The following is a 19,263-nucleotide window of genomic DNA, read 5'->3' on the forward strand; positions in this document are numbered from 1 at the left end:
GCTGAACCTGGTTTTATGGGCCAATAGTTCTTCCTATCGGCAATCACCTCAGGCAGCTTTAGTTTCAATTTTTATAGAATAAGATGCCAGAGATGTGCCAACATGAGAGGGCACAGTTTTCACACGTAATTTCGATAAGTTAAGAAATCATTGAATCACCACTCAAATGACAAGCGCCCACTCGAACAATTTAACGGCACCGGAAGTGACACAATTTGTCACCAACAAGCGACTCTCACGGTCTTTAATCATCTTCCATCCCGAACTTGGCCAGCCGATAGCGGAACGACCTGAAGGTCATCCCCAGAAGCGATGCCGCCTTCTTTTTCACCCCACCGCTCCGGGAAAGTGCCTGCAAAAGGAACCGCTTCTCTATGCCGTCCAGGTAGGCCTCAAGGTTCATCCCCCCTTCGGGAAGATCGACAACGCCACCCGCTACTGTTCCCGCCTGGAAATTAACCACCTGCGGCGGCAGGCAATCCTCGCTGACGACCCTGTTGCCGAGGACCACGCAGCGCTCGATCAGATTCTCCAGCTCCCGCACATTGCCGGGGAAAGGATAGGACATGAGCGCCTTCATTGCACAGGGAGTGATTATCTCGCCGGTTCCGGAAAACTGAGCGAATTTCTTATAGAAAAACTCCACAAGCGGCGGTATGTCTTCCGGCCTTTCACGGAGGGGGGGCATAAGCACTGGCACCACATTGAGTCGGTAAAAGAGGTCTTCGCGGAACGTTCCTTCCTTGACCTGTTCCTCCAGGTCCCTGTTGGAAGCGGCAATGATCCGCACATCGGCCTTAATTGCCGACGTTCCCCCGACCCGGCGAAACTCCCGCTCCTGCAGCACGCGCAGAAGCTTGGCCTGAAGCTGCAGCGGCACTTCCCCTATTTCATCGAGAAAGAGAGTGCCACCCTCCGCCTGCTCGAAGAGACCGGCACGGTCGGCTATGGCGCCGGTGAATGAACCCTTTTTATGGCCGAACAGCTCGGCCTCCATCAACGTTTCCGGGATCGCCCCGCAATTGACCGCCACGAAAGGCTTGTCGTGTCGGGGACTGTTGTAATGGATGGCCTTTGCCGCAAGCTCCTTGCCCGTTCCGCTCTCACCGAGCACCAGCACGTTTGCCATGCTGTTTGCGACCTTTTCGATGAGGTCGTAAACTTCCCGCATCTTCTTGCTCTTTCCGACCAGGCCGCTAAAACTGTAACGCTCCTGGACCTCGTGCTTCAAGCGGCGGTTTTCCTTTTGCAGGCTGCTCTTTTCCAGGGCGTTTTTCACCAGCACCTTCACTTCTTCAACCTTGAAGGGTTTGGCTATATAATCGTATGCCCCGAGCTTCATCGCCTCTACGGCCTGTTCAGCCGTGGTATAAGCCGTGATCATCAACACCGCGGTCTCAGGGGTCGTGGTTTTGATCCGCGCCAGGAGGGCCATGCCGTTCAGGCCCGGCATGCTCACATCGGAAACCACCAGATCGTATGTGTCGCTTTCGAGCAATTTCAGAGCAACTTCGGCGTTTTCCGCCTGCGCCACATAATACCCTTCCCGCTCAAGAAGGATTGCGAGAAACTCCCGCATGCTCTGCTCATCATCTACTACAAGAATTTTAGTCTGCATAGAACCTCACTTCTCACTTCTCACTTCTCACTTCTCACTTCTCACTTCTCACTTCTCACTTCTCACTTCTCACGGCCTTACACCGGCAGATATATGGTAAACGTCGTTCCTTTGCCGATACTGCTGTCAACCGCTATCATCCCGTCGTGGGCCTCTATTATCCTGTAGACCGTGGCAAGGCCGAGGCCGGTCCCGCCTGTCTTGGTCGTGAAAAACGGTTCAAAGATCCTGTTCACATCTTCCGGTACCATACCGGCGCCGTTGTCCGTCACGGCAATCCGCACCTCACCACCGGGGCCTTTCAAGTGCCGGCGTTTATGCGCGGCTGACGCTTTTATGCTTACTGTCCCACCGGCGGGCATGGCCTCGGCGGCATTCATCAACAGGTTCCAGAACACCTGCTGGAACTGGTCGCGGTCAACCTCGACGGACAGATCGTCCGGGCAGTCGTTCAGGATCTTCACCCGCTCAAAACGGGAATCGGTCGCCAGCAGCGCGACCAGGTTCCCCATGAAGCCTTTCAGGTTCATCGTCACCTTGACCGGCCTGCGGGGGCGTGCATAGGCGAGAAAGTCGGTGATAAGTGCGTTCAATCGCTCGGTCTCCCTCTGCACGATATCGAGGAGCTTTTTGTCGCCGGCCGCTATTCCCCCGCCCTGGGCGATGAGTTGCACCGAGCCGCTGACGGAAGCGAGAGGGTTCCTGATCTCGTGCGCTATGCGGGCGGAAAGCTCCCCAATGGCGGCCAGCCGGTCTGCCTTCTTCAGCTTCTCCTCCATCCGCTTCAATACGGTCAGGTCCTGAAAATCTATGATCGCCCCGAGGCGGTTCCCCTCCATGTCGGTAAAGGGAACTGACTTGAAGCCGAAAATCATCCGGTTTCCATCAGGGGTCTCGTACTCCACCTCCTGTCGTTGCAGGCTGAAAATGTCGTCGCCGAACGCACTGAACCCGGGGATCAGATCGGTCACCGGCCGGTCGTAGGCATCCCGCTGGGAGACGCCTGTCAATTCCTCCGCATAACGGTTGAATGCCCTTATTTTCCCGCTGTTATTGATGGTCATGAGGCCGCTGTCCAGATTGGTGACTATGGTGCTGTTCAGCCGCTCCAGCTCCTCATAGTCGATCACCTTTTCCTTAAGGGCGCTCTCGCTCCTTCTTGCCCGCTCAGCCAGGTAGCCGGTCAGGAACGCAGTCATATAGAAGGCCGAGATATTGATGAAGATCGTGTAGAGTATATGACTGGCCCCGTACTGTAGGGCCGCGACCTGGCTCAACCCGATGTCCGTAAGCCTCCCGAAGTACTGCAGATCGACGATGGCCCCGTAGAGGATGCCGCAGAGGGATGCGGTGTATAAGGCTTCCCTGCGGGACAAAAGGACGCTGGCGTTGATGATGGCCAGGATGTAGAGAAATGAAAAGGGGGAATTGATCCCCCCGGTCAGCAGAATCAGTACCGTGACCAGGAAGAGGTCCCAGACTATCTGTAGGTAGGTCAGCGTCAGTTTGAACCTGTCGGTGAACTTTAATGCGAGGAGGGAAAGGATGGAAAAGAGATAGGTGGAGACGATCAGCCTGGTCAGGACGGGAAGCGCCTCGTTGACGACGATTTCAGGCTCTTTGACATTGAGGATGGTGGTGGATGCAAGAAAGAGCGAAACCACCACCAGCCTGAGGAGGATAAACCAGGTTAGTCTTTTCTTCTCATCCATCGGCTAGCCGCCGACTGCGCCGGCAAGTTTGAAGATCGGCAGATACATGGCGACAACGAGACCGCCGACGGTGGTGCCGAGGAAAACCATCAGAAGCGGTTCCATCATGGAGGTGAGCGCGCCGACCGCATCATCAACCTCATCGTCGTAAAAATCTGCGATCTTGTTGAGCATGGCGTCCATGGCACCGGTCGCCTCCCCGACGGAGATCATCTGCACCACCATCGGCGGAAAGACCCCGCACGCGGCCAGCGGCTCGGCAATGGTTTTACCTTCGGAAATGGACTGACGCACGCTGTAGATCGCCTCTTCGACAACCTTGTTGCCTGCGGTCTTGGCAACGATTTCCAATCCGTCCATGATCGGCACGCCGCTGCTGATCATGGTGCCCAGGGTCCTGGTGAATTTGGCCACGGAAACCTTTCTCACCAGAGGGCCGATTATCGGCGCCTTCAATGCCAGTCTGTCTATGGTTTTACGGCCGTTTGCCGTTGCGTAATATTTTCCAAAAGCCATCTTTAACAGGAAAAATGCCGCTATTATGACCAGTATGTATCTCTGCAAAAAGTTGCTCAGGGCGATGACAATCTTCGTCGGCGCCGGCAGGTCCCCGCCGAAGTCGGCAAACATCTTGGCAAAGGTCGGAATGACGAAAACGAGGATCACGCCGACGACGATCACCGCGATGGACATGATGGTGGCAGGATAAACCATCGCCCCCTTTACCTGCTTTTTCAGCTTCATCGCCTTTTCGATGTATGCCGCCAGACGATTGAGGATCGTATCGAGAATGCCGCCCGCCTCGCCGGCGGCGACCAGGTTGACATAAAGTTGATCAAATGCCTTCGGATGCTTGGAAAGCGCATCGGCAAAGGTGGAGCCGCTTTCGACGCTCTCCTTGACCTTGACGAGAATATCCTTGAACGTTTTGTTTTCCTGCTGACCGGCAAGGATATCCAGGCATTGCACGAGCGGCAGCCCTGAGTCGATCATCGTGGCAAACTGGCGGGTGAATACTACCAGATCCTTGGTTGAAATCTTTTTTGCCCCGCCGAAAAGCTTCAACTCCAGTTTAAGACCTTTGCCGGCTTCTTTGATCGATATATTAGTAAATCCGTATCTTTTGAGTTGCGCCTCCACCAGTGAGGAGTTCGCAGCTTCCATGATTCCTTTTTGAACCGATCCGGCCTTGCTTCTGGCTTCCCAATCAAACTTAGGCATATTTCCTCCTGCCTCCGGCACATTACTTTGACGAATTGCCTCTATTGACCATCAACAAACTATCTTTTATCCGTGAGAGGCCTTCGCACCTGGCTCTGCACACTGCCGACAGATACCATCTGTTTCAGCTCATCAGGCTCAGGTGATCTGGCCATCGCATCATCGAGAGAAATGATACGTTTAGTAAAAAGACCGTACAGCGATTGGTTCAAGGTCATCATGCCGAATTTATCCTGCCCGACCTGCATCTGGGAATAAATCTGATGAACCTTATCCTCCCGGATCAGGTTGCGGATCGCGGGGTTCGGAACCATCACCTCCAAGGCAAGCGCTCTGCCATGGCCGCTTGCTCTCGGAACGAGGGTTTGAGACAGAACCCCTTCCAGGACAAAGGAGAGCTGTGTCCTGACCTGGGTTTGCTGGTAGGGTGGGAACACATCTATGATGCGGTTGATTGTCTGTGCGCAGGAATTGGTATGGAGAGTAGCGAAGCAAAGATGCCCGGTTTCAGCCAGCGTCAGGGCGGCCTCAATTGTCTCAAGATCCCTGAGCTCACCGATTAGTACGACGTCAGGGTCCTGACGCAAAACGTATTTGAGGGCGTTTCTGAAGCTCTTGGTGTCCGCCCCGACCTCGCGCTGGTTGACCAGGCACCCCTTATGTGGATGGAGATATTCTATCGGATCTTCTATCGTAACGATGTGATCGTGGCGGTCCATATTTATTTTATCAATAATGGAGGCCAGGGTGGTCGACTTGCCGCTGCCGGTCGGTCCGGTGACGAGAACGAGACCTCTTGGCTTGGCAGCAAGCTCCCTTACTATCGGCGGCAGTCCCAGTTCTTCAAACGTGAGAATCTTGTAGGGTATGACCCTGAATACTCCGGCAACCGCTCCCCGCTGGACAAATACATTCCCCCTGAAGCGCGACAACCCCTTGACGCCAAAGGACAGGTCGAGTTCGCTCTCCTCCTCGAACTTATGTTTTTGCGCATCAGTCAGGATGCTGTAGCACAGCTGCTTGGTTTCGACCGGTGTAAGAGGAGGAAAATCCATCGGAGTAATTTTACCGTCAATTCTTATCTGTGGCGGGGTGTTTGTCGTGATATGGAGGTCCGATCCTCCTCTTTCAACAAGCTCTTTTAAAAGTTGATGCAAATTCGCCATAAGTATTGACTCCTAATCGTCAGCCACGGTAACCCGGAGCACTTCTTCAAACGAGGTGACCCCCTCGCTTAGCTTGGTAAGCCCTGACTGGCGCATTGTTTTTACACCGAGGCGCATCGACTCACGTTTTATTTCGGCGGTATTTGCGCCGTTCAGGATCAGTTCCCTGATTTCCTCAAGCATCGGCATGACCTGATAGAAGCCCACCCTCCCCTTGTAGCCGGTGCTGTTGCATTTCGGGCATCCAGCCCCCTTGTAACATACATATTCGGTAGCTTCTGCAGGAGATACGCCGGCATCTATCAGCGCCTGGACCGGAATGTCATCAACTACCTTGCATTCGGAGCAAACACGCCTTGCAAGCCTTTGTGCCGTAATGAGATTCACAGCAGAAGCGACCAGAAACGGCTCGATCCCCATATTAAGCAGGCGATTGATGGTCGATGGCGCATCGTTGGTATGCAGCGTCGAAAGAACCATATGACCGGTCAGAGCGGCTTTTACTCCAATTTCCGCGGTCTCGAAATCTCGGATCTCACCGATCATGATTATATCCGGATCCTGACGCAGAAATGCGCGCAATGCAGCGGCAAAATTGAGACCGATATCTTCGTGCATCTGCACCTGGTTTATACCGGCAAAGTTGAACTCAACGGGATCTTCCGCAGTGGATATATTCTCGCTGACCTTGTTCAACTCCGACAAGGCTGAATAGAGAGAGACTGTTTTACCGCTGCCGGTAGGCCCGGTCACCAGGACCATGCCGAACGGTTTATGGATTTCCTTCTGGAAATGAGCCAGCGCATCAGGTTCATACCCCAGTTTGGTCATGTCCAGTTGCAGATTGGATTTATCGAGAAGCCGCATGACGATCTTCTCGCCAAACAGGGTCGGCAAGACGGATACACGGAAATCCATGTCCTTGCCCCCCCCCAGCTTGATTTTTATGCGGCCGTCCTGGGGAAGACGCCGTTCGGCTATGTCCAGTTCCGCCATTATTTTGATGCGTGAGGTAATGGCGTTTTTCAGCTTCATGGGAGGCTTCATTACCTCATACAATATGCCGTCGATGCGGTAACGGACCCTGAAGCTTCTTTCATAAGGCTCCACATGGATATCACTTGCTTTTTTCTTGATGGCATCGGTAAGGATCAGGTTCACCAGTTTTACTACCGGAGCATCCTCGGTAGCACGTTCGAGAGAGGAGACATCGACATCATCCTCCTCGCCTATTACCTCCAGATCCTCCAGCTCCAGATCGTTCATTACGTCGGCCAGAGAGGCGGACTGATCGTAGAACTTATCTATGGCTGTTCTTATGGCCGACTCGGAAGCAACCACCACTTCGACGTTGTAGCCGGTCATGAATTTTATATCATCGATGGCGAAGATGTTGGAAGGATCGCACATGGCTATAATCAGGGTGGAACCTGACCTGTTTACCGGCACAATCTGATATTTATGGGCTATATCAACAGGAATTATCTTTACAACCGAAGCGTCGACATCAAAGTCTGCCAGGTTTATGGAGGGGAAGCCGTACTGCTTGGAGAGAAAAGTGGTCAGATCCGGCTCGGATATCAGACCATTTTTTATAAGTATGGAACCGAGACGTTGTTGCCCGCCCGATTCTTTCTGTTCCTCAAGGGCTTTCGTCAACTGCTCTTTTGTTATTATGTTATTTTTAACCAGGAGTTCTCCCAGTCTACTCACATGCATATGAAAAAACCTCGATTAATTAAAGTGAACCGTAAGAATAGTATTTTGAATGCCATGCTATGTCAAGCATTACTTAGCTTTAACCGCCGTCAAAAGGCAGCTTTTCATCAACCCTGAGGGAGGGGCGCAACCGGTCCAGACAGCAAAAGCAATTTCACCTTGTGCGGCAAGCATACCTATGCCGTTGGCGGATTTCAAGCCCATTGCCTTTGCCGCCGACAGGAAGGGCGTCTCCAGCGGAGCATAAACCATATCGTAGATGCGGGTGGCAGGATTCATCAGTGACATGTCAAGGCCGTCAAATGACGTATTATCCATCCCCACCGAGGTTGTGTTGACAATGAGGTCGATTCCATGGAGTAAATCCGATGATCCAAGAACATCCAGGGAAGAGAGTGCAAGTTTCACCTGCGGGAAAACGCTTTTAAAGCACGAAAGCAATTCCTCGCCCTTGTTGCGGGTTCTATTGGCAATGATGACCGATTCTACCCCGGCTTTGCATAGTGATGCAATGGCGCCCCTTGCGGCGCCACCTGCTCCCAAAATCAGCACATGCGCACCTTTGGGGGTAAAATCCAGGTCTTCCGCAAGAGATTTGAGTAAGCCGGCGCCATCGGTGTTGTATCCGACAAGAAATCCACCTTCCCGGTTAACGGTGTTGACAGCGCCTATCAGTTCCGCTTCGGGAGAAAGTTTGTCAAGATAAGGTATGATAGCCGTTTTAAAAGGAATGGTAACGTTGAAACCGGCAACCCCCAGGTTTCGCAATCCCTGGACCGCCGCACACAATCCGTCGGCAGGGACGGCAAAGGGAACGTAGACAAAGTCCAGTCCAACGGCTTCAATGGCAGCATTTTGCATCAGCGGTGAAAGAGAATGGTTAATTGGCGAACCGATGATTCCCAACACCTTTGTTTGACCGGTTATTCTACTTTTCATCGGAGTCCATACCCACTCAGTATCCCTGAAACCTGCATTTGCAGTTCCGGTGCTATTTTTTCCGCTGCCCGAAGTTCCTGAACGCCCTCACCAAATTGTCTCAGACGCAGCAATGTTTCACCCGCCTCCATGTGACCGTTGGCGTATATAAGGATAGCCTTTCCCGTATCCAGGTCACGGAAGAACATCTCGCCGGAAATCCCTCTCAGGATATAGCTGTTCCACACTGAAATATCCGGGAACAGAAAGGTATCTCCGCCCCCACTGAGCAGTTGATAACATATGCCGCGCTGACGGAGCGAATAATTGGAAAACTGGACGGAATACCTGGTTGAAAAATCGATATATACCGGCCTGCGCGCTATCTGCTCGGTAACGGCCAGTTGGAGAGCATTTTCAGGGGACAGCGTCTCCATGGGAATCGACTTGAGCATGCTGTAACGAAACAGGTCGGGAAACGAATCCAGATACCAGTTGAAAACCAGATGGGGGGTGTGCAGCAGGTCCAGATCGTCGCGCATCTTCTCGACGCCCTGAAGATACCAGAGCGGAAAGGCGCCGCTGTCACCCCAGGTAAAGAGCGCCGCCCCCTGCGGAAGAGAACGGAGGGTGTTGCTTGCATAGTCATAGGCTATGTAGTTTTCATGCTGATCGTTCTCCACATAGTGAAGGGCGCAAACGGTTGCCGGCAGGGCAAGCAGAATTGCGCCTGCCGCAACCTTTACCGGCAGAGAAGAAATAACCTGCGCTGAGAAAAATGCCAGGCCGTTCTTCAATAAAGCAAAAAGACCCAGACCGATCAATACGGCTGACAGCAGATAGAGGGGGGTAAAAAACTCCTCCGTAAGGAAGATCATGTCAGCAGGAGTATTGAAATATCCGGCTATGACCAGCAGAAAGAATACGATGCCTATCAGATAGGCAAGTACCTCATCTCGTCTTTTTTTCAAAAAAGCGGCAATTCCGATCAGAACCAAGACAAGGCCAAACCAGGTGAATTCATAAGGGACATTGAAAGCATTTATCTGTGCCCAAAGGAGAGAGAGGTCCCTGGCGGGCTTTTCCACCGGATAACCTTTACGCAGCAGGTTCCAGAGGAACTGGGTCAGATTCCTGGAATCTCCCCAGTTCAGGAGTGGGTTCTGTAAGGCCCTGACCGGCATGTGAAGATGGACGGAAAAACCGAGAATGGCGAAAAAAACAGCGATTATTATTTCCTTCACCCGGCCGACCAAGCGCCAGTTCACGGAGAGTATGAGAAAAGCGAATGACGGCAAAAGCAGCACAATCGTCTGGTGTGCGCCGAATGCCAGACCGGCGAGAAAAGCCCCCAGATACACATAGGCGGGACGCTCCTCCCCCTTGCGGTAACTGTCTCGCCAGAGAAGGAGGAGATAAAAAATCATTGCAGAAAGAAAAGCGATGAGGGGATAAGGCTTATCGTGATTGGACTGGAGCCAAAGCCTGGCAGAAAAGGCAAACGTGACGGCTGCGCAAAAGGCGATGATTTTTTTGTATAGCTCGGAAAAGCCGTGGTCCTCGGTCAGAACCTCTTTCGCCAGGATGTGGGAAACTATCAGGTACACGCCGTAACAGGCGACGGCAGCAGAAATGGCTGTGGCGATGTTTACCCGGAAGGCGATGCTGCCGAAGGGAAGATAGGTAAAAGGTTTTGCGTAGTTCACAAACAGCGGGTAGCCCGGAGAGTGGGCGGTGCCGAGGGAGGAAATGGCGGTAATGAATTCACCGCTGTCAAAAAAAGTCACAGTAGGTGCAAGAGTCAAAAGATAAATCAACAACGGCACCGAAACGGAAAGAACCGCAAACGGGTCTATCCTTTGCCAAAGCTTTACATTACTCAAGTATTTTCTCCTGTTGGGTCGAGGTTTCGCTTATCTTTTTCAGGGATACTTTGTCCCGCCAGAGGTAATAGAACCCGGCGCAGATAACCGGGAAAAAACTGAGGCCATGGATAACGAGCGCGACGCTCAAAGCCTGCTCCTTCTGGATGGCAAAAGCCATCAACCCGTAAACACAAGCTGCATGATATGTCCCCACATAGCCGGGGGAAGCGGGGACCATCACCGCAAAGACCAGGAAGACCATGATGAACATGGAAGCGGTAATGGGAAGGACAATGCCGAAGGAGCGGAGCAGCATGTGTACCGGCCAGATTGCAGTGGCCCAGATAATAAGAGAGGTCCCGAACAGGGCAAAGAGCTCCACCGGTTTTGAGGAAAGGCGGAGGCCGGAGATGAACGAGCCGAGAAGCGGAATAACCTTTTCTGAAATCCTGGCCGGAAAAGGTTTCAGCAGCGAGCCGACCAGGTGAATCGTCCAGGACGTCCGCTTTTTCAAAACTACCAGAAAAGCCACCACCAGGGCGTAAATGGCGAGGGTGACATAACCGCCGACAACCAGCCCGTGTTGCACATTTTCCATGCCCGCGGGGAGCCTGACAGTGAAAAAGGTGACCAGAAGAATAAGGAGCACGGTAAAGCCGTCAAAGAGGCGATCTACTACCAGCGTGGCAAACACTGCGCTCGTCTCGATCTTTTCCTTTTGCCCGAGCACATAAGCCCGGACAAATTCCCCCAGCCTTGCAGGCAGCAGATTGTTAGCCATGTAGCCGATGATGGTCGATGGGAAGAGATTGGCCATTGACGTTTTTTTGATCGGCAGAAGGAGGTATTTCCAGCGTACCGCCCGAAAATAGTAGCTGACAAAGGTTACGACAACCGCGGGCAGCAGATAGCGGTAATCCATCTCACTGAAAGCGATAACCAGTTTATTGAAGTCTATCTTGCGGAAAAGCAGGAAGAGAAAGAAGAGACTGATCCCAATCCCGAGCAAAAGTTTCTTGTCAAATCCCTTCTTTGTCACATTCAATCCTTCACAAGGTATTCACGGTATTCAATAATGGCCGCATCGCGTAAAATCTCACGGCATCGTTCAATATCTTTGGCAATGGCCTTCTGCAAGGACGGGACATCGGGAAAGGTCAGCTCGCCACGAATCCTGTCGATAAAGTAAAGCCGTGCGTCCTTGCCGTAAAGATCCCCTTCAAAGTCAAAGAGAAAGACTTCGATCGCCAGTCTTTCATCTTTAAAAGTGGGATTGCTTCCGATGTTACAGGCGCCGTCATAGAGAACGTCGTCAATCTTCACCTTAACGGCATAGACACCATCTTTGGGAAGCAGCTCCTTATCGGTCTCGATGTTTGCTGTGGGAAATCCCAATCCTTTGCCGCGATGGTGTCCGTGAACTACCGTGCCGCCAAGGGAAAAATGACGGCCAAGGAGCGAAACTACACCTTTAACGTCACCATTCATCATCATGGTGCGAATCAAAGAGCTGCTGAAGATGGTTCTCCCATTGCTTATCGGCTCCAACACCTCGACTTTGAAGGATAACTCCTCGCCCAACTGCCTGAGCAGGGCCACGTCACCTTCACGATTGCGACCGAAGGCGTAATCATAGCCGATGACAAGCTTGTTCACCCCGATTTTTTCGACCAGAACCGTGCCGACAAACTCTCTGGCGGTTATGGCAGCAAATTTTTCGTCAAACGGGATCTCAATCAGGTAGTCGATGCCGGACGCCTCGATGAGGGTTTCCTTCTCGGCGTAGGTATTGATCAGCAACGGGCTCTTTTCCGGCGCCAACACCTTCAGCGGGTGAGGAACAAAGGTCACAACCACCGACACACCGCCCAGTTCAGCGGCCAATTGTTTGACCCGGCGAAATATCTCCCGGTGTCCCAGATGAACCCCGTCGAAGTTACCGATGGTGACAACGGCATTGGGAAGCTTTTCGCTTATGTCGGATAAGTTTTTAAAAATTATCATGGATTTTATATGGGGAACCGTTCCCAGTCCCCAGTTCACGCCTCTGCCGTTACAGCCGGTTTCTTCTTGCCGAAAATCAGCGCCACCCAGACACTCACCTCATACATCAGGTAGAGCGGGACCATAATCACGAACATCGTGATCAGGTCGGCATGAAATGCAGCGATAATCGAGCTGGCCAGCAATGCGTACTTGCGGTTTCTGGCCAGGAGGGAATAGCTGACTATGCCGAATCTGGACAAGAGCAGCGACAGAATCGGCAGCTCGAAGATGAGGCCGAAGATGAGAATCAATCGTAGACAAAAGTTTATGTATGCGCTCAGGTTGAACCAGCTCTGGAGCCCTTGCGCCTCGTAGGAAAGGGAGAAGTTGATGATGACCGGCCAGATAACGATAAGGAAGAAGAGCGCCCCGACACAGAAACTGATGGTGCTGACCGTGACAAAGGGAACGACAAGTTTCTTTTCCTTGCGGGTCAGCCCCGGCGCGACGAACAGCCATACCTGATAGAACAATACCGGCAGGACCAGGATCAGGCCGGCAATAATCGAAATCTTGCACTGGATGAAAAACGGTTCAAGAGGCGCGCTGTAGTTCAGCATTCTTTCCTTGACCGGCGCGCTTACGTCCTGTTCCAGCTTGTAGTGGTTGTAGATTGCCGGGTAGCGTTTTTTTACCTCACCATAGACCTGTTTCTTCAGCTCGGTCAGGTAGGTCTTGCCGGTCAGTGGCTTTTCCACGAAACTCAGCAGGTCGCTGGAAAAATTCCACGACACCCCCATGCCGATGACTATGGCAATAATGGATACAATCAGCCTTTTACGCAATTCGACAAGATGTTCGATGAACGGCAGGACTTTCTCATCGGCCATAAATAAATCCCCTTATTGACCAGCTCTTCACCTAAACGAATTTTATAACACAGCACAAAGTCCAAGCGCAACTGCTTTAACCTGATCACCATGGTAAGCCATGGTCATGCATACCGAGAACTTGAAATGATACGCCAAAATAATAAATGTGACGTGGAGGGTATTGACGTAAGGAAAAAGGAGGAAATTTTAAATCATTTTGATCAACGTATCCACGACAGCCTCAAGAGGAACAACGCCATCTACACAGACCGAATCCATAACCGCTTTCGGCATGCCGAAAACAATGGAGCTTTCCTCGGACTCCACGAAAATCCTTCCGCCGGCATTCTTTATCGCCTGAGCCCCGCTCGCCCCATCCCTACCCATCCCGGTAAGGACAAAAGCCAGAGTTTTTTCGCCGCAAACGTCAGCGGCAGACTCAAGAAGAACGTCAACCGACGGCCGGTGAAGCGTGTCCTCCGGCAAAAGATCAAGCCTGATGCGCAGCTCTCCGCCAAGTCGTTTAAGCTTCAAATGCATGCCGGCCGGTGCGATATATGCGGTCCCTTGCTTGATCGGCTCGTCGTCGACCGCTTCCTTTACCGCTAAAGCACAAAGCCTGTTGAGCCTGTCGGCCAGAGAAGCAGTGAAGCCGACCGGCATATGTTGAACAATAAGTATCGGACAGGGGATATTTTCGGGAATCTTGGTTAAAACAGCCTGCAATGCCGGCGGGCCTCCGGTAGAGGCGCCGATGACAACCACCTCCGTCTCTTTTTTTGCAGCCGATACCGGTGTCCTGGGAGCTGAGAACTTTTCCTCTGCTCCTTTCAGTTTACCGACATCCACCCGCGCTGCGATCATGATCTTTGCAATCAGACTACTTGCAAGCGCGGCAATATCCATCGGGCCGCCGGCAGAAGACTTGTCGACAAAATCGACAGCGCCCAGTTCCAGCGCCTTCAGAGTATTATCGCCCCCCTTCCCGGTCAGGGAACTGAGCATGATTACCGGCGTGGGACACTCCTTCATAATCCTTTCAAGGGCAGACAAACCGTCCAGCACCGGCATTTTGACATCGAGGGTCACAACGTCGGGGCGCAGTTCCTTGACCAGTGCAACAGCCATTTCTCCGTTGGAGGCCACATCGATGACCTGAATATCCGGATTTCCGTTAAACATCATGATGAGGGCACGGCGAATGAATGCCGAATCGTCAACGACCAGCACCCGTATTTTCTTGTGATCATGAGCATTCATAATCGCGGCATCAACCTCTCACGCGGTAAACAACGGCGCCGGGAAAGCGTATGGGAATGTAACGACGTGTGATTCTGGAAAGAGACTCCGAGTGGCCAAGAAAAAGGAGCCCGCCATCCACAAGAAATCTTGCAAAATTTTCGACGATCTTCCTTACCGTCTCATCGTTAAAATATATCAAAACGTTTCGGCAAAATATGATATCAACCTCTGATTCGGAGACGATATCGTCAAGATCCAGCAGGTTCCCCTGGACAAAACTGCACATGGCGCGTACTGAATCCTTAACATGGAAGCCATTATCGCATTTTCTGAAGTAGCGTTCCTGGTACTGCCCTGGTGTCGACTGGAAGGCCCGACCGCTATAGACACCGGCTACCGCCCGTTCTATGACCTTTGGATCGATATCCACTCCGGTGATCTTCACGTCCCAATTCCAGGCAAAACAGCCGGATTCCAGAACGAGCATTGCCAGCGAATAGACTTCTTCGCCGCTGGAACAGCCAGCTGAGACAATCCTTATTGTTCTGTCGTCATTCCTGAGTTTCTTTTCCTTCAGTGCAGGGAGCGCTTCTTCGGCAAAAACCCGCAGCTGGATTTCTTCACGGAAAAAATAGGTCTCATTGTTGGTGATCCGGGAAATAAACTTGAGCCGTTCCCCGGCCCCCCCCGGTGCAAATTTCAGGTAGGCGTAATACTCGGCAAAGGTTGAAAGTCTCAGTTCTTCGAGACGGGGCAAGAGTTTAGCCGAAAGATAACCTTCTTTTTCATTTTCCAGGAGCAGACCAAAGTTCTCGGCGACAAATTCTTTGATCATCCTGAAATCTTCCAGCGTCATGACAGGTGCACCGGGAATATCCATTAACAGTACTTCTCCATGGTGAGGCTCTTCAACGCCATTGCCGCCTTGATTTTTACTTCATCATCCTGCCCGCTGGATTGCCACGAGCGCCCTGGCAGCCGCGGCAACCAGTTTGTCCGATGGATCGCAGAGCATCTCCGCCAAGTGAAGGATGGCGCGTGTATCGCCGATCTTTCCCAGAGCTTCGATTACCGGTTCTCTCAGCATTTCATCGTCCAGAAGCTGAAGGAGCTGGGGCACTGCCCGGTTGTCGCGCATTTCTCCCATGGCCACGATTGCCGGGTATTGCAGCCAGAAATCCTCCTTGAGCAGTTCAATAAGGGGAAGCAGTGCGGCATGGTCTCCGATCTTGCCCAATGCCTCGGCAGCGGCATGCCTCACATTGATGTCCCGGTCGCGTAGCGCTTCTATCAGGGGACCGACAGCCTGCCGGCTGGAAATGTCTCCCAGCATGACCGCACTGAAATTTCTTACTTCCTCGTTTTCATCCTGCAACAGATTGAGCAGGTCGGGAACCGCCTGCTTGCCGAACCTGACCAGCACCTCCATCGCACCATTCCGCAGGTCGGCATCGAAATCGTTCCTTACCGCTTTTTCCAGTACGGGAAAATTCGCTTCGAGCCCCATTGAAAGAATTCTATCCATGGCCTCCGGCTTGCACCCCTGATCCTCGTCACCGACCAGGAGCAGTAAATCTTCTACCGATTTCCCGTCCAGACTTATTTCTACCGGCTCCCTGTCATCGAACGGCTTAACCATGTTCCCGCGTCTCCATCTTTCTATAAATAAGACAACCCGCATCATGAACGGACCGGAAATCATGATCGTATATATGCAGGGCTTCGGCATCACCGGTGAAGAAATACCCACCGGGCGCAAGGAGATGAAACAGGGCATACACCAGGCGTTGCTGAGTCTCGACGGAAAAGTATATCATCACGTTCCGGCAAAAAATCAGGTCGAAGCCGGCAAAACCCTCGCCTGTCCCGGGAAAACTCTCGCCATTTATGATGCTGCCGAGATTGAACGAACAAAACCTGACAAGCTTTTTAACCTCGTCATTAACGATAAAGCCGCCAGCTGTCGGCTCCATGTATCTGTCGAGATAATCCGCCGGCAGTCCTTTCAGCCTTTCATCCTCGTAATGACCGGTTGCAGCGCTTTTTATGCAGCTCTCGCTCAAATCGCCTGCAAGTATCTCGATGTTCCAAGCCTTGGGATAGCGAAGCGCTTCGAGAAGAGCCATCGCCACGGAATAGGGTTCTTCTCCGGTCGAACAGCCGGCGCAAAGAATGCGTAGTTTCATAATGGAGGCGGGGGAGAGCGGTTCAGCCTCTCCCCAGGATCGGACGACCGCCCGCCCCTTTTCTTCCTCCAAACCGGGAATGATCTTCTCCATCAGGAAACGAAATTGCGCAGGATTCCTGAAGAAGAATGTCTCATTGGTCGTAATCAGATCGAGCAGCGCTGCTTCCTCGCGGCTGGACGTTTTCAGCAGTTCGAGATAAGCACCAAGGTCCGGCAGGTTTAACCGGGCAAGACGCTCCTTAAGCTTACTCTTCAGAACCTGCCGCTTATGTCCCTGAAAATGAAGCAAGCTTCGGTCATGCACAAACTGTTCTATGCTGTTGAACGCTCGATCTTTCATTCTACCCGCATCACCCATGTGCCAAACAAGTCAAAGGGGCAAGTGTCTGCCCCGAGCCGGAACAGTTTCTTCAGTTCACCTTGAATTCCGCCACGAGCGAGGCCAAGTCGACCGCCTGGCTTGACAGGCTCTGGGCGGACTTGGAAAGCTCCTCTACCGATGACAGGTTTTCCCTCGTGATGTCGCTGATGTTCTCTACTGCGGTCACCACCATTTCCCCGCCTTTTTTCTGTTCTGCGGTGGCGTTGGCTACGGATTGGGTCAGGCTGTTCATGGCGGTGACCGCTTCTGCTATCTGGCGGGCGGATAGCGCCTGTTCCCTGGTGGCTATGGTCACCTGGCCGGTGATGTTGTTCATGTTCTCTACGGCTATCCTGATCTGCCGGCTTCCCTGGGTCTGCTCCCTGGTGGCGCCGGTCACTTCCTGGGTCAGACTGTTCATCCTCTCCACGGCTATCCTGATCTGTCGACCGCCCAATGCCTGCTCTCTTGCGGCGTTGGCCACAATGGCCGCGGACTGGCTCATCTTTTCCACGGCCAGCATTACCTGGGTGGATGCGCTCGCCTGCTCCGAGGTCGTGGCGGAGATGGATGACATCAGGTTGCTGGTGCATTCGATGCTCCTGACCATGTTTTCCAGGGCGTTCCCGGCGACGCCGGAAAGTTCCATGGATGCCTGTGCTTCTTTTGAGGCCAGTTCGCCGTATTTGACCGAATTACTGGTATCGACCTGCACCTGTTTTATCACGAGCCCGATTTCCTTGGTTGCGTTGACGCTTCGCTCCGCAAGCTTTCTCACTTCTTCGGCCACAACGGCAAAGCCTCTTCCTGCGTCGCCGGCCCGCGCTGCCTCTATGGCGGCGTTCAGTGCCAGAAGGTTGGTCTGGTCGGCTATCTCGTTGATGACCTTGACGATGCTCCCGATCTCTTCGGAGCGTTTGTCCAGGTTGAGGATCGATTCGGCTGTCTTCTCTATCACCCCGGCTACCCTGTTCATGGAGGCCAGGGCTTCCTGGACGGCCTGCCGACCGGCGTAGCCTTCCTTGGCGGCCGACTTTGCCACGGCATCCGCCTCATCCACATTTAATGCCACCTGCCTGATGGAACCCGCTACCTGCTCGACTATGGACGCTGTTTCGGAGACGATCTGCTGCAGTTCCTGGGAATTGCCGGCCACCTGCTCGATGGATACGGTCATCTGCTCGATGGTGGAAGATGTCTCGGACACGGAGGAAGCCAGTTCATCGGTGTTCTGCGCCACCTTGTCGATGGAAACCGTCATCTGCTCTATGGTTGCGGATGTCTCGGCGACGGAGGACGACATCACTTCCGCGCCCTTCGCCACCTGCTCGCTGGTGGCGCCAAGTTCCTGGATGGTCGAAGCAACCTCGTCGGCATTGCCGGCCAGAGAATCGGCATTGGAGGCCACTGTCTGGATGGAGGCAGCCATCTGCACCATGGTGCTGGAGGTCTCTTCTGCGGCGGAAGCCTGGCTGTGGGCGGACTTGGTAAGCTGGTTGGAACTGGAGGAGATCTGATTGGCGGCGGACGCCACCTGCTCGGACGTATCGCGTATTTTAGCGATCATGGCGCGCAGATTGTTCGCCATCGCGTTCATGGCCGCCATCAACTGGCCGACCTCGTCCTTTGACTTCACATCTACGCTGGCGGTGAGGTCGCCGGCGGAAAGTTTATTGGCGGTATCAACGGCAGTTCCCAGCGGAATGGTGATGCTCCGCGTCAAAAAAAGCCCTGTTATGAAGCTCAGGAATATCGCCGACAAAATGCAGACCCAGATAATCTGTTTCGTCTGCTTGGCCAGATCCGCCATTATCTTCTCTTTGGACTCCATCCGCTCGACGCCGTCTTTCGCCAGGTCCGTTGCAAGCGTTTCCAGGTTATGGATTTCATCCTTGTATCGGGCAATGGCCTCATTCCCCGCCTCGGGGGTTAGTAACCGGCCGGCGACAATCGTGCCGTGGACATCGGCCAGTCCCTTGTCGTAGTCTTCCATGTCGCTTTTCATCTTCTTGACTGCTTCCCTGTCCTTGGGCAACGTCACCACTTTTTCCAGGTCAGCGATCCTTGCCGCCAGAAGCACCTGCGCCTGCTGCCATTTTTCGTAGTATTCGGCAACCTTCTCCTTTGACCGGATGTTCAGGAACATGTCCTTCTCGAAGCGCCTCATGTCAAGCACGTCTGCTCTGGCCCGGGCCGAATGCTGGGCGATCATGGCGTCGCTTTTAAGCATCTTGATGGTCGTATCGGTGCTGGTCTTGACCCCCCAATACCCTGCACACCCGACAATGATCAGCAACAACAGCAACAAGGTGAAACCCAGGCCTAAACGCGCCCCTATTTTCATGTTTGCAAGCATGACACCTCCTTAACGGCAACAACCGGATATTTAAATGAA

15 protein-coding genes are annotated in these 19,263 nt (G+C 52.9%); all 15 read right to left on the bottom strand.

All coding sequences use genetic code 11. The annotated features are described in order from the left end of the window. Window positions 1-244 precede the first annotated feature (244 nt). The 15 genes from GURA_RS13625 to GURA_RS13695 all read right to left on the bottom strand — a co-directional run bounded on the left by GURA_RS13625 (window position 245) and on the right by GURA_RS13695 (window position 19,224). A complete protein-coding gene (locus tag GURA_RS13625) occupies window positions 245-1,618 on the bottom strand; it encodes a sigma-54-dependent transcriptional regulator (RefSeq protein ID WP_011939528.1) in 1,374 nt (457 codons plus the stop codon). Between the two features lie 77 nt (window positions 1,619-1,695). After that, complete coding sequence (locus GURA_RS13630; RefSeq protein WP_011939529.1) at window positions 1,696-3,330, bottom strand: two-component system sensor histidine kinase NtrB; 1,635 nt, start codon at window positions 3,328-3,330, stop codon at window positions 1,696-1,698. Window positions 3,331-3,333: 3 nt separating this feature from the next. Then, window positions 3,334-4,551: a type II secretion system F family protein gene (locus GURA_RS13635; RefSeq protein WP_011939530.1), complete on the bottom strand. Its 1,218-nt coding sequence runs from the start codon at window positions 4,549-4,551 to the stop codon at window positions 3,334-3,336. 59 nt (window positions 4,552-4,610) lie between these two features. Continuing rightward, on the bottom strand, window positions 4,611-5,717 hold the full coding sequence (locus GURA_RS13640) for a type IV pilus twitching motility protein PilT (RefSeq protein WP_011939531.1): 1,107 nt from the start codon (window positions 5,715-5,717) through the stop codon (window positions 4,611-4,613). 12 nt (window positions 5,718-5,729) lie between these two features. Beyond that, a complete protein-coding gene (pilB, locus tag GURA_RS13645) occupies window positions 5,730-7,436 on the bottom strand; it encodes a type IV-A pilus assembly ATPase PilB (protein ID WP_011939532.1) in 1,707 nt (568 codons plus the stop codon). A 69-nt stretch (window positions 7,437-7,505) separates the two neighbouring features. Then, complete coding sequence (gene aroE / locus GURA_RS13650) at window positions 7,506-8,375, bottom strand: shikimate dehydrogenase (protein ID WP_011939533.1); 870 nt, start codon at window positions 8,373-8,375, stop codon at window positions 7,506-7,508. Continuing rightward, complete coding sequence (locus GURA_RS13655; protein WP_011939534.1) at window positions 8,372-10,237, bottom strand: glycosyltransferase family 117 protein; 1,866 nt, start codon at window positions 10,235-10,237, stop codon at window positions 8,372-8,374. The genes aroE and GURA_RS13655 overlap by 4 nt, the downstream gene beginning before the upstream one ends. Continuing rightward, window positions 10,230-11,258: a lysylphosphatidylglycerol synthase transmembrane domain-containing protein gene (locus GURA_RS13660; protein ID WP_011939535.1), complete on the bottom strand. Its 1,029-nt coding sequence runs from the start codon at window positions 11,256-11,258 to the stop codon at window positions 10,230-10,232. The genes GURA_RS13655 and GURA_RS13660 overlap by 8 nt, the downstream gene beginning before the upstream one ends. 2 nt (window positions 11,259-11,260) lie before the next feature. Beyond that, window positions 11,261-12,223: a bifunctional riboflavin kinase/FAD synthetase gene (locus tag GURA_RS13665; protein ID WP_011939536.1), complete on the bottom strand. Its 963-nt coding sequence runs from the start codon at window positions 12,221-12,223 to the stop codon at window positions 11,261-11,263. Between the two features lie 35 nt (window positions 12,224-12,258). Next, entirely contained in the window at window positions 12,259-13,095 is an 837-nt protein-coding gene (tatC, locus tag GURA_RS13670) for a twin-arginine translocase subunit TatC (protein WP_011939537.1), read from the bottom strand. Window positions 13,096-13,284: 189 nt separating this feature from the next. Beyond that, window positions 13,285-14,337: a protein-glutamate methylesterase/protein-glutamine glutaminase gene (locus GURA_RS13675; RefSeq protein ID WP_011939538.1), complete on the bottom strand. Its 1,053-nt coding sequence runs from the start codon at window positions 14,335-14,337 to the stop codon at window positions 13,285-13,287. A 10-nt stretch (window positions 14,338-14,347) separates the two neighbouring features. After that, window positions 14,348-15,199, bottom strand: coding sequence for a CheR family methyltransferase (locus GURA_RS13680; RefSeq protein WP_011939539.1), 852 nt, complete (start codon window positions 15,197-15,199; stop codon window positions 14,348-14,350). Window positions 15,200-15,259: 60 nt separating this feature from the next. Further along, window positions 15,260-15,958 (bottom strand): HEAT repeat domain-containing protein, encoded by a 699-nt coding sequence (locus GURA_RS13685; RefSeq protein WP_011939540.1) that lies wholly within the window; start codon window positions 15,956-15,958, stop codon window positions 15,260-15,262. Next, entirely contained in the window at window positions 15,951-16,847 is an 897-nt protein-coding gene (locus GURA_RS13690) for a CheR family methyltransferase (protein ID WP_011939541.1), read from the bottom strand. Before GURA_RS13690 ends, GURA_RS13685 begins: the two co-directional genes overlap by 8 nt. 70 nt (window positions 16,848-16,917) lie before the next feature. Continuing rightward, a complete protein-coding gene (locus GURA_RS13695) occupies window positions 16,918-19,224 on the bottom strand; it encodes a methyl-accepting chemotaxis protein (RefSeq protein ID WP_011939542.1) in 2,307 nt (768 codons plus the stop codon). Window positions 19,225-19,263 lie beyond the last annotated feature (39 nt).

Origin of the sequence: Geotalea uraniireducens Rf4 (assembly GCF_000016745.1) — a bacterium.
Classification (GTDB): domain Bacteria; phylum Desulfobacterota; class Desulfuromonadia; order Geobacterales; family Geobacteraceae; genus Geotalea; species Geotalea uraniireducens.

Excerpts from the sequence above, each read along its gene's own strand:
- GURA_RS13665 (WP_011939536.1), bottom strand. The coding sequence starts at position 12,223 with ATGATAATTTTTAAAAACTTATCCGACATAAGCGAAAAGCTTCCCAAT.
- tatC (WP_011939537.1), bottom strand. The coding sequence starts at position 13,095 with ATGGCCGATGAGAAAGTCCTGCCGTTCATCGAACATCTTGTCGAATTG.
- GURA_RS13635 (WP_011939530.1), bottom strand. The coding sequence starts at position 4,551 with ATGCCTAAGTTTGATTGGGAAGCCAGAAGCAAGGCCGGATCGGTTCAA.
- GURA_RS13695 (WP_011939542.1), bottom strand. The coding sequence starts at position 19,224 with ATGCTTGCAAACATGAAAATAGGGGCGCGTTTAGGCCTGGGTTTCACC.
- GURA_RS13685 (WP_011939540.1), bottom strand. The coding sequence starts at position 15,958 with ATGGTTAAGCCGTTCGATGACAGGGAGCCGGTAGAAATAAGTCTGGAC.
- GURA_RS13690 (WP_011939541.1), bottom strand. The coding sequence starts at position 16,847 with ATGAAAGATCGAGCGTTCAACAGCATAGAACAGTTTGTGCATGACCGA.
- GURA_RS13625 (WP_011939528.1), bottom strand. The coding sequence starts at position 1,618 with ATGCAGACTAAAATTCTTGTAGTAGATGATGAGCAGAGCATGCGGGAG.
- pilB (WP_011939532.1), bottom strand. The coding sequence starts at position 7,436 with ATGCATGTGAGTAGACTGGGAGAACTCCTGGTTAAAAATAACATAATA.
- GURA_RS13675 (WP_011939538.1), bottom strand. The coding sequence starts at position 14,337 with ATGAATGCTCATGATCACAAGAAAATACGGGTGCTGGTCGTTGACGAT.
- aroE (WP_011939533.1), bottom strand. The coding sequence starts at position 8,375 with ATGAAAAGTAGAATAACCGGTCAAACAAAGGTGTTGGGAATCATCGGT.
- GURA_RS13680 (WP_011939539.1), bottom strand. The coding sequence starts at position 15,199 with ATGGATATTCCCGGTGCACCTGTCATGACGCTGGAAGATTTCAGGATG.
- GURA_RS13640 (WP_011939531.1), bottom strand. The coding sequence starts at position 5,717 with ATGGCGAATTTGCATCAACTTTTAAAAGAGCTTGTTGAAAGAGGAGGA.
- GURA_RS13630 (WP_011939529.1), bottom strand. The coding sequence starts at position 3,330 with ATGGATGAGAAGAAAAGACTAACCTGGTTTATCCTCCTCAGGCTGGTG.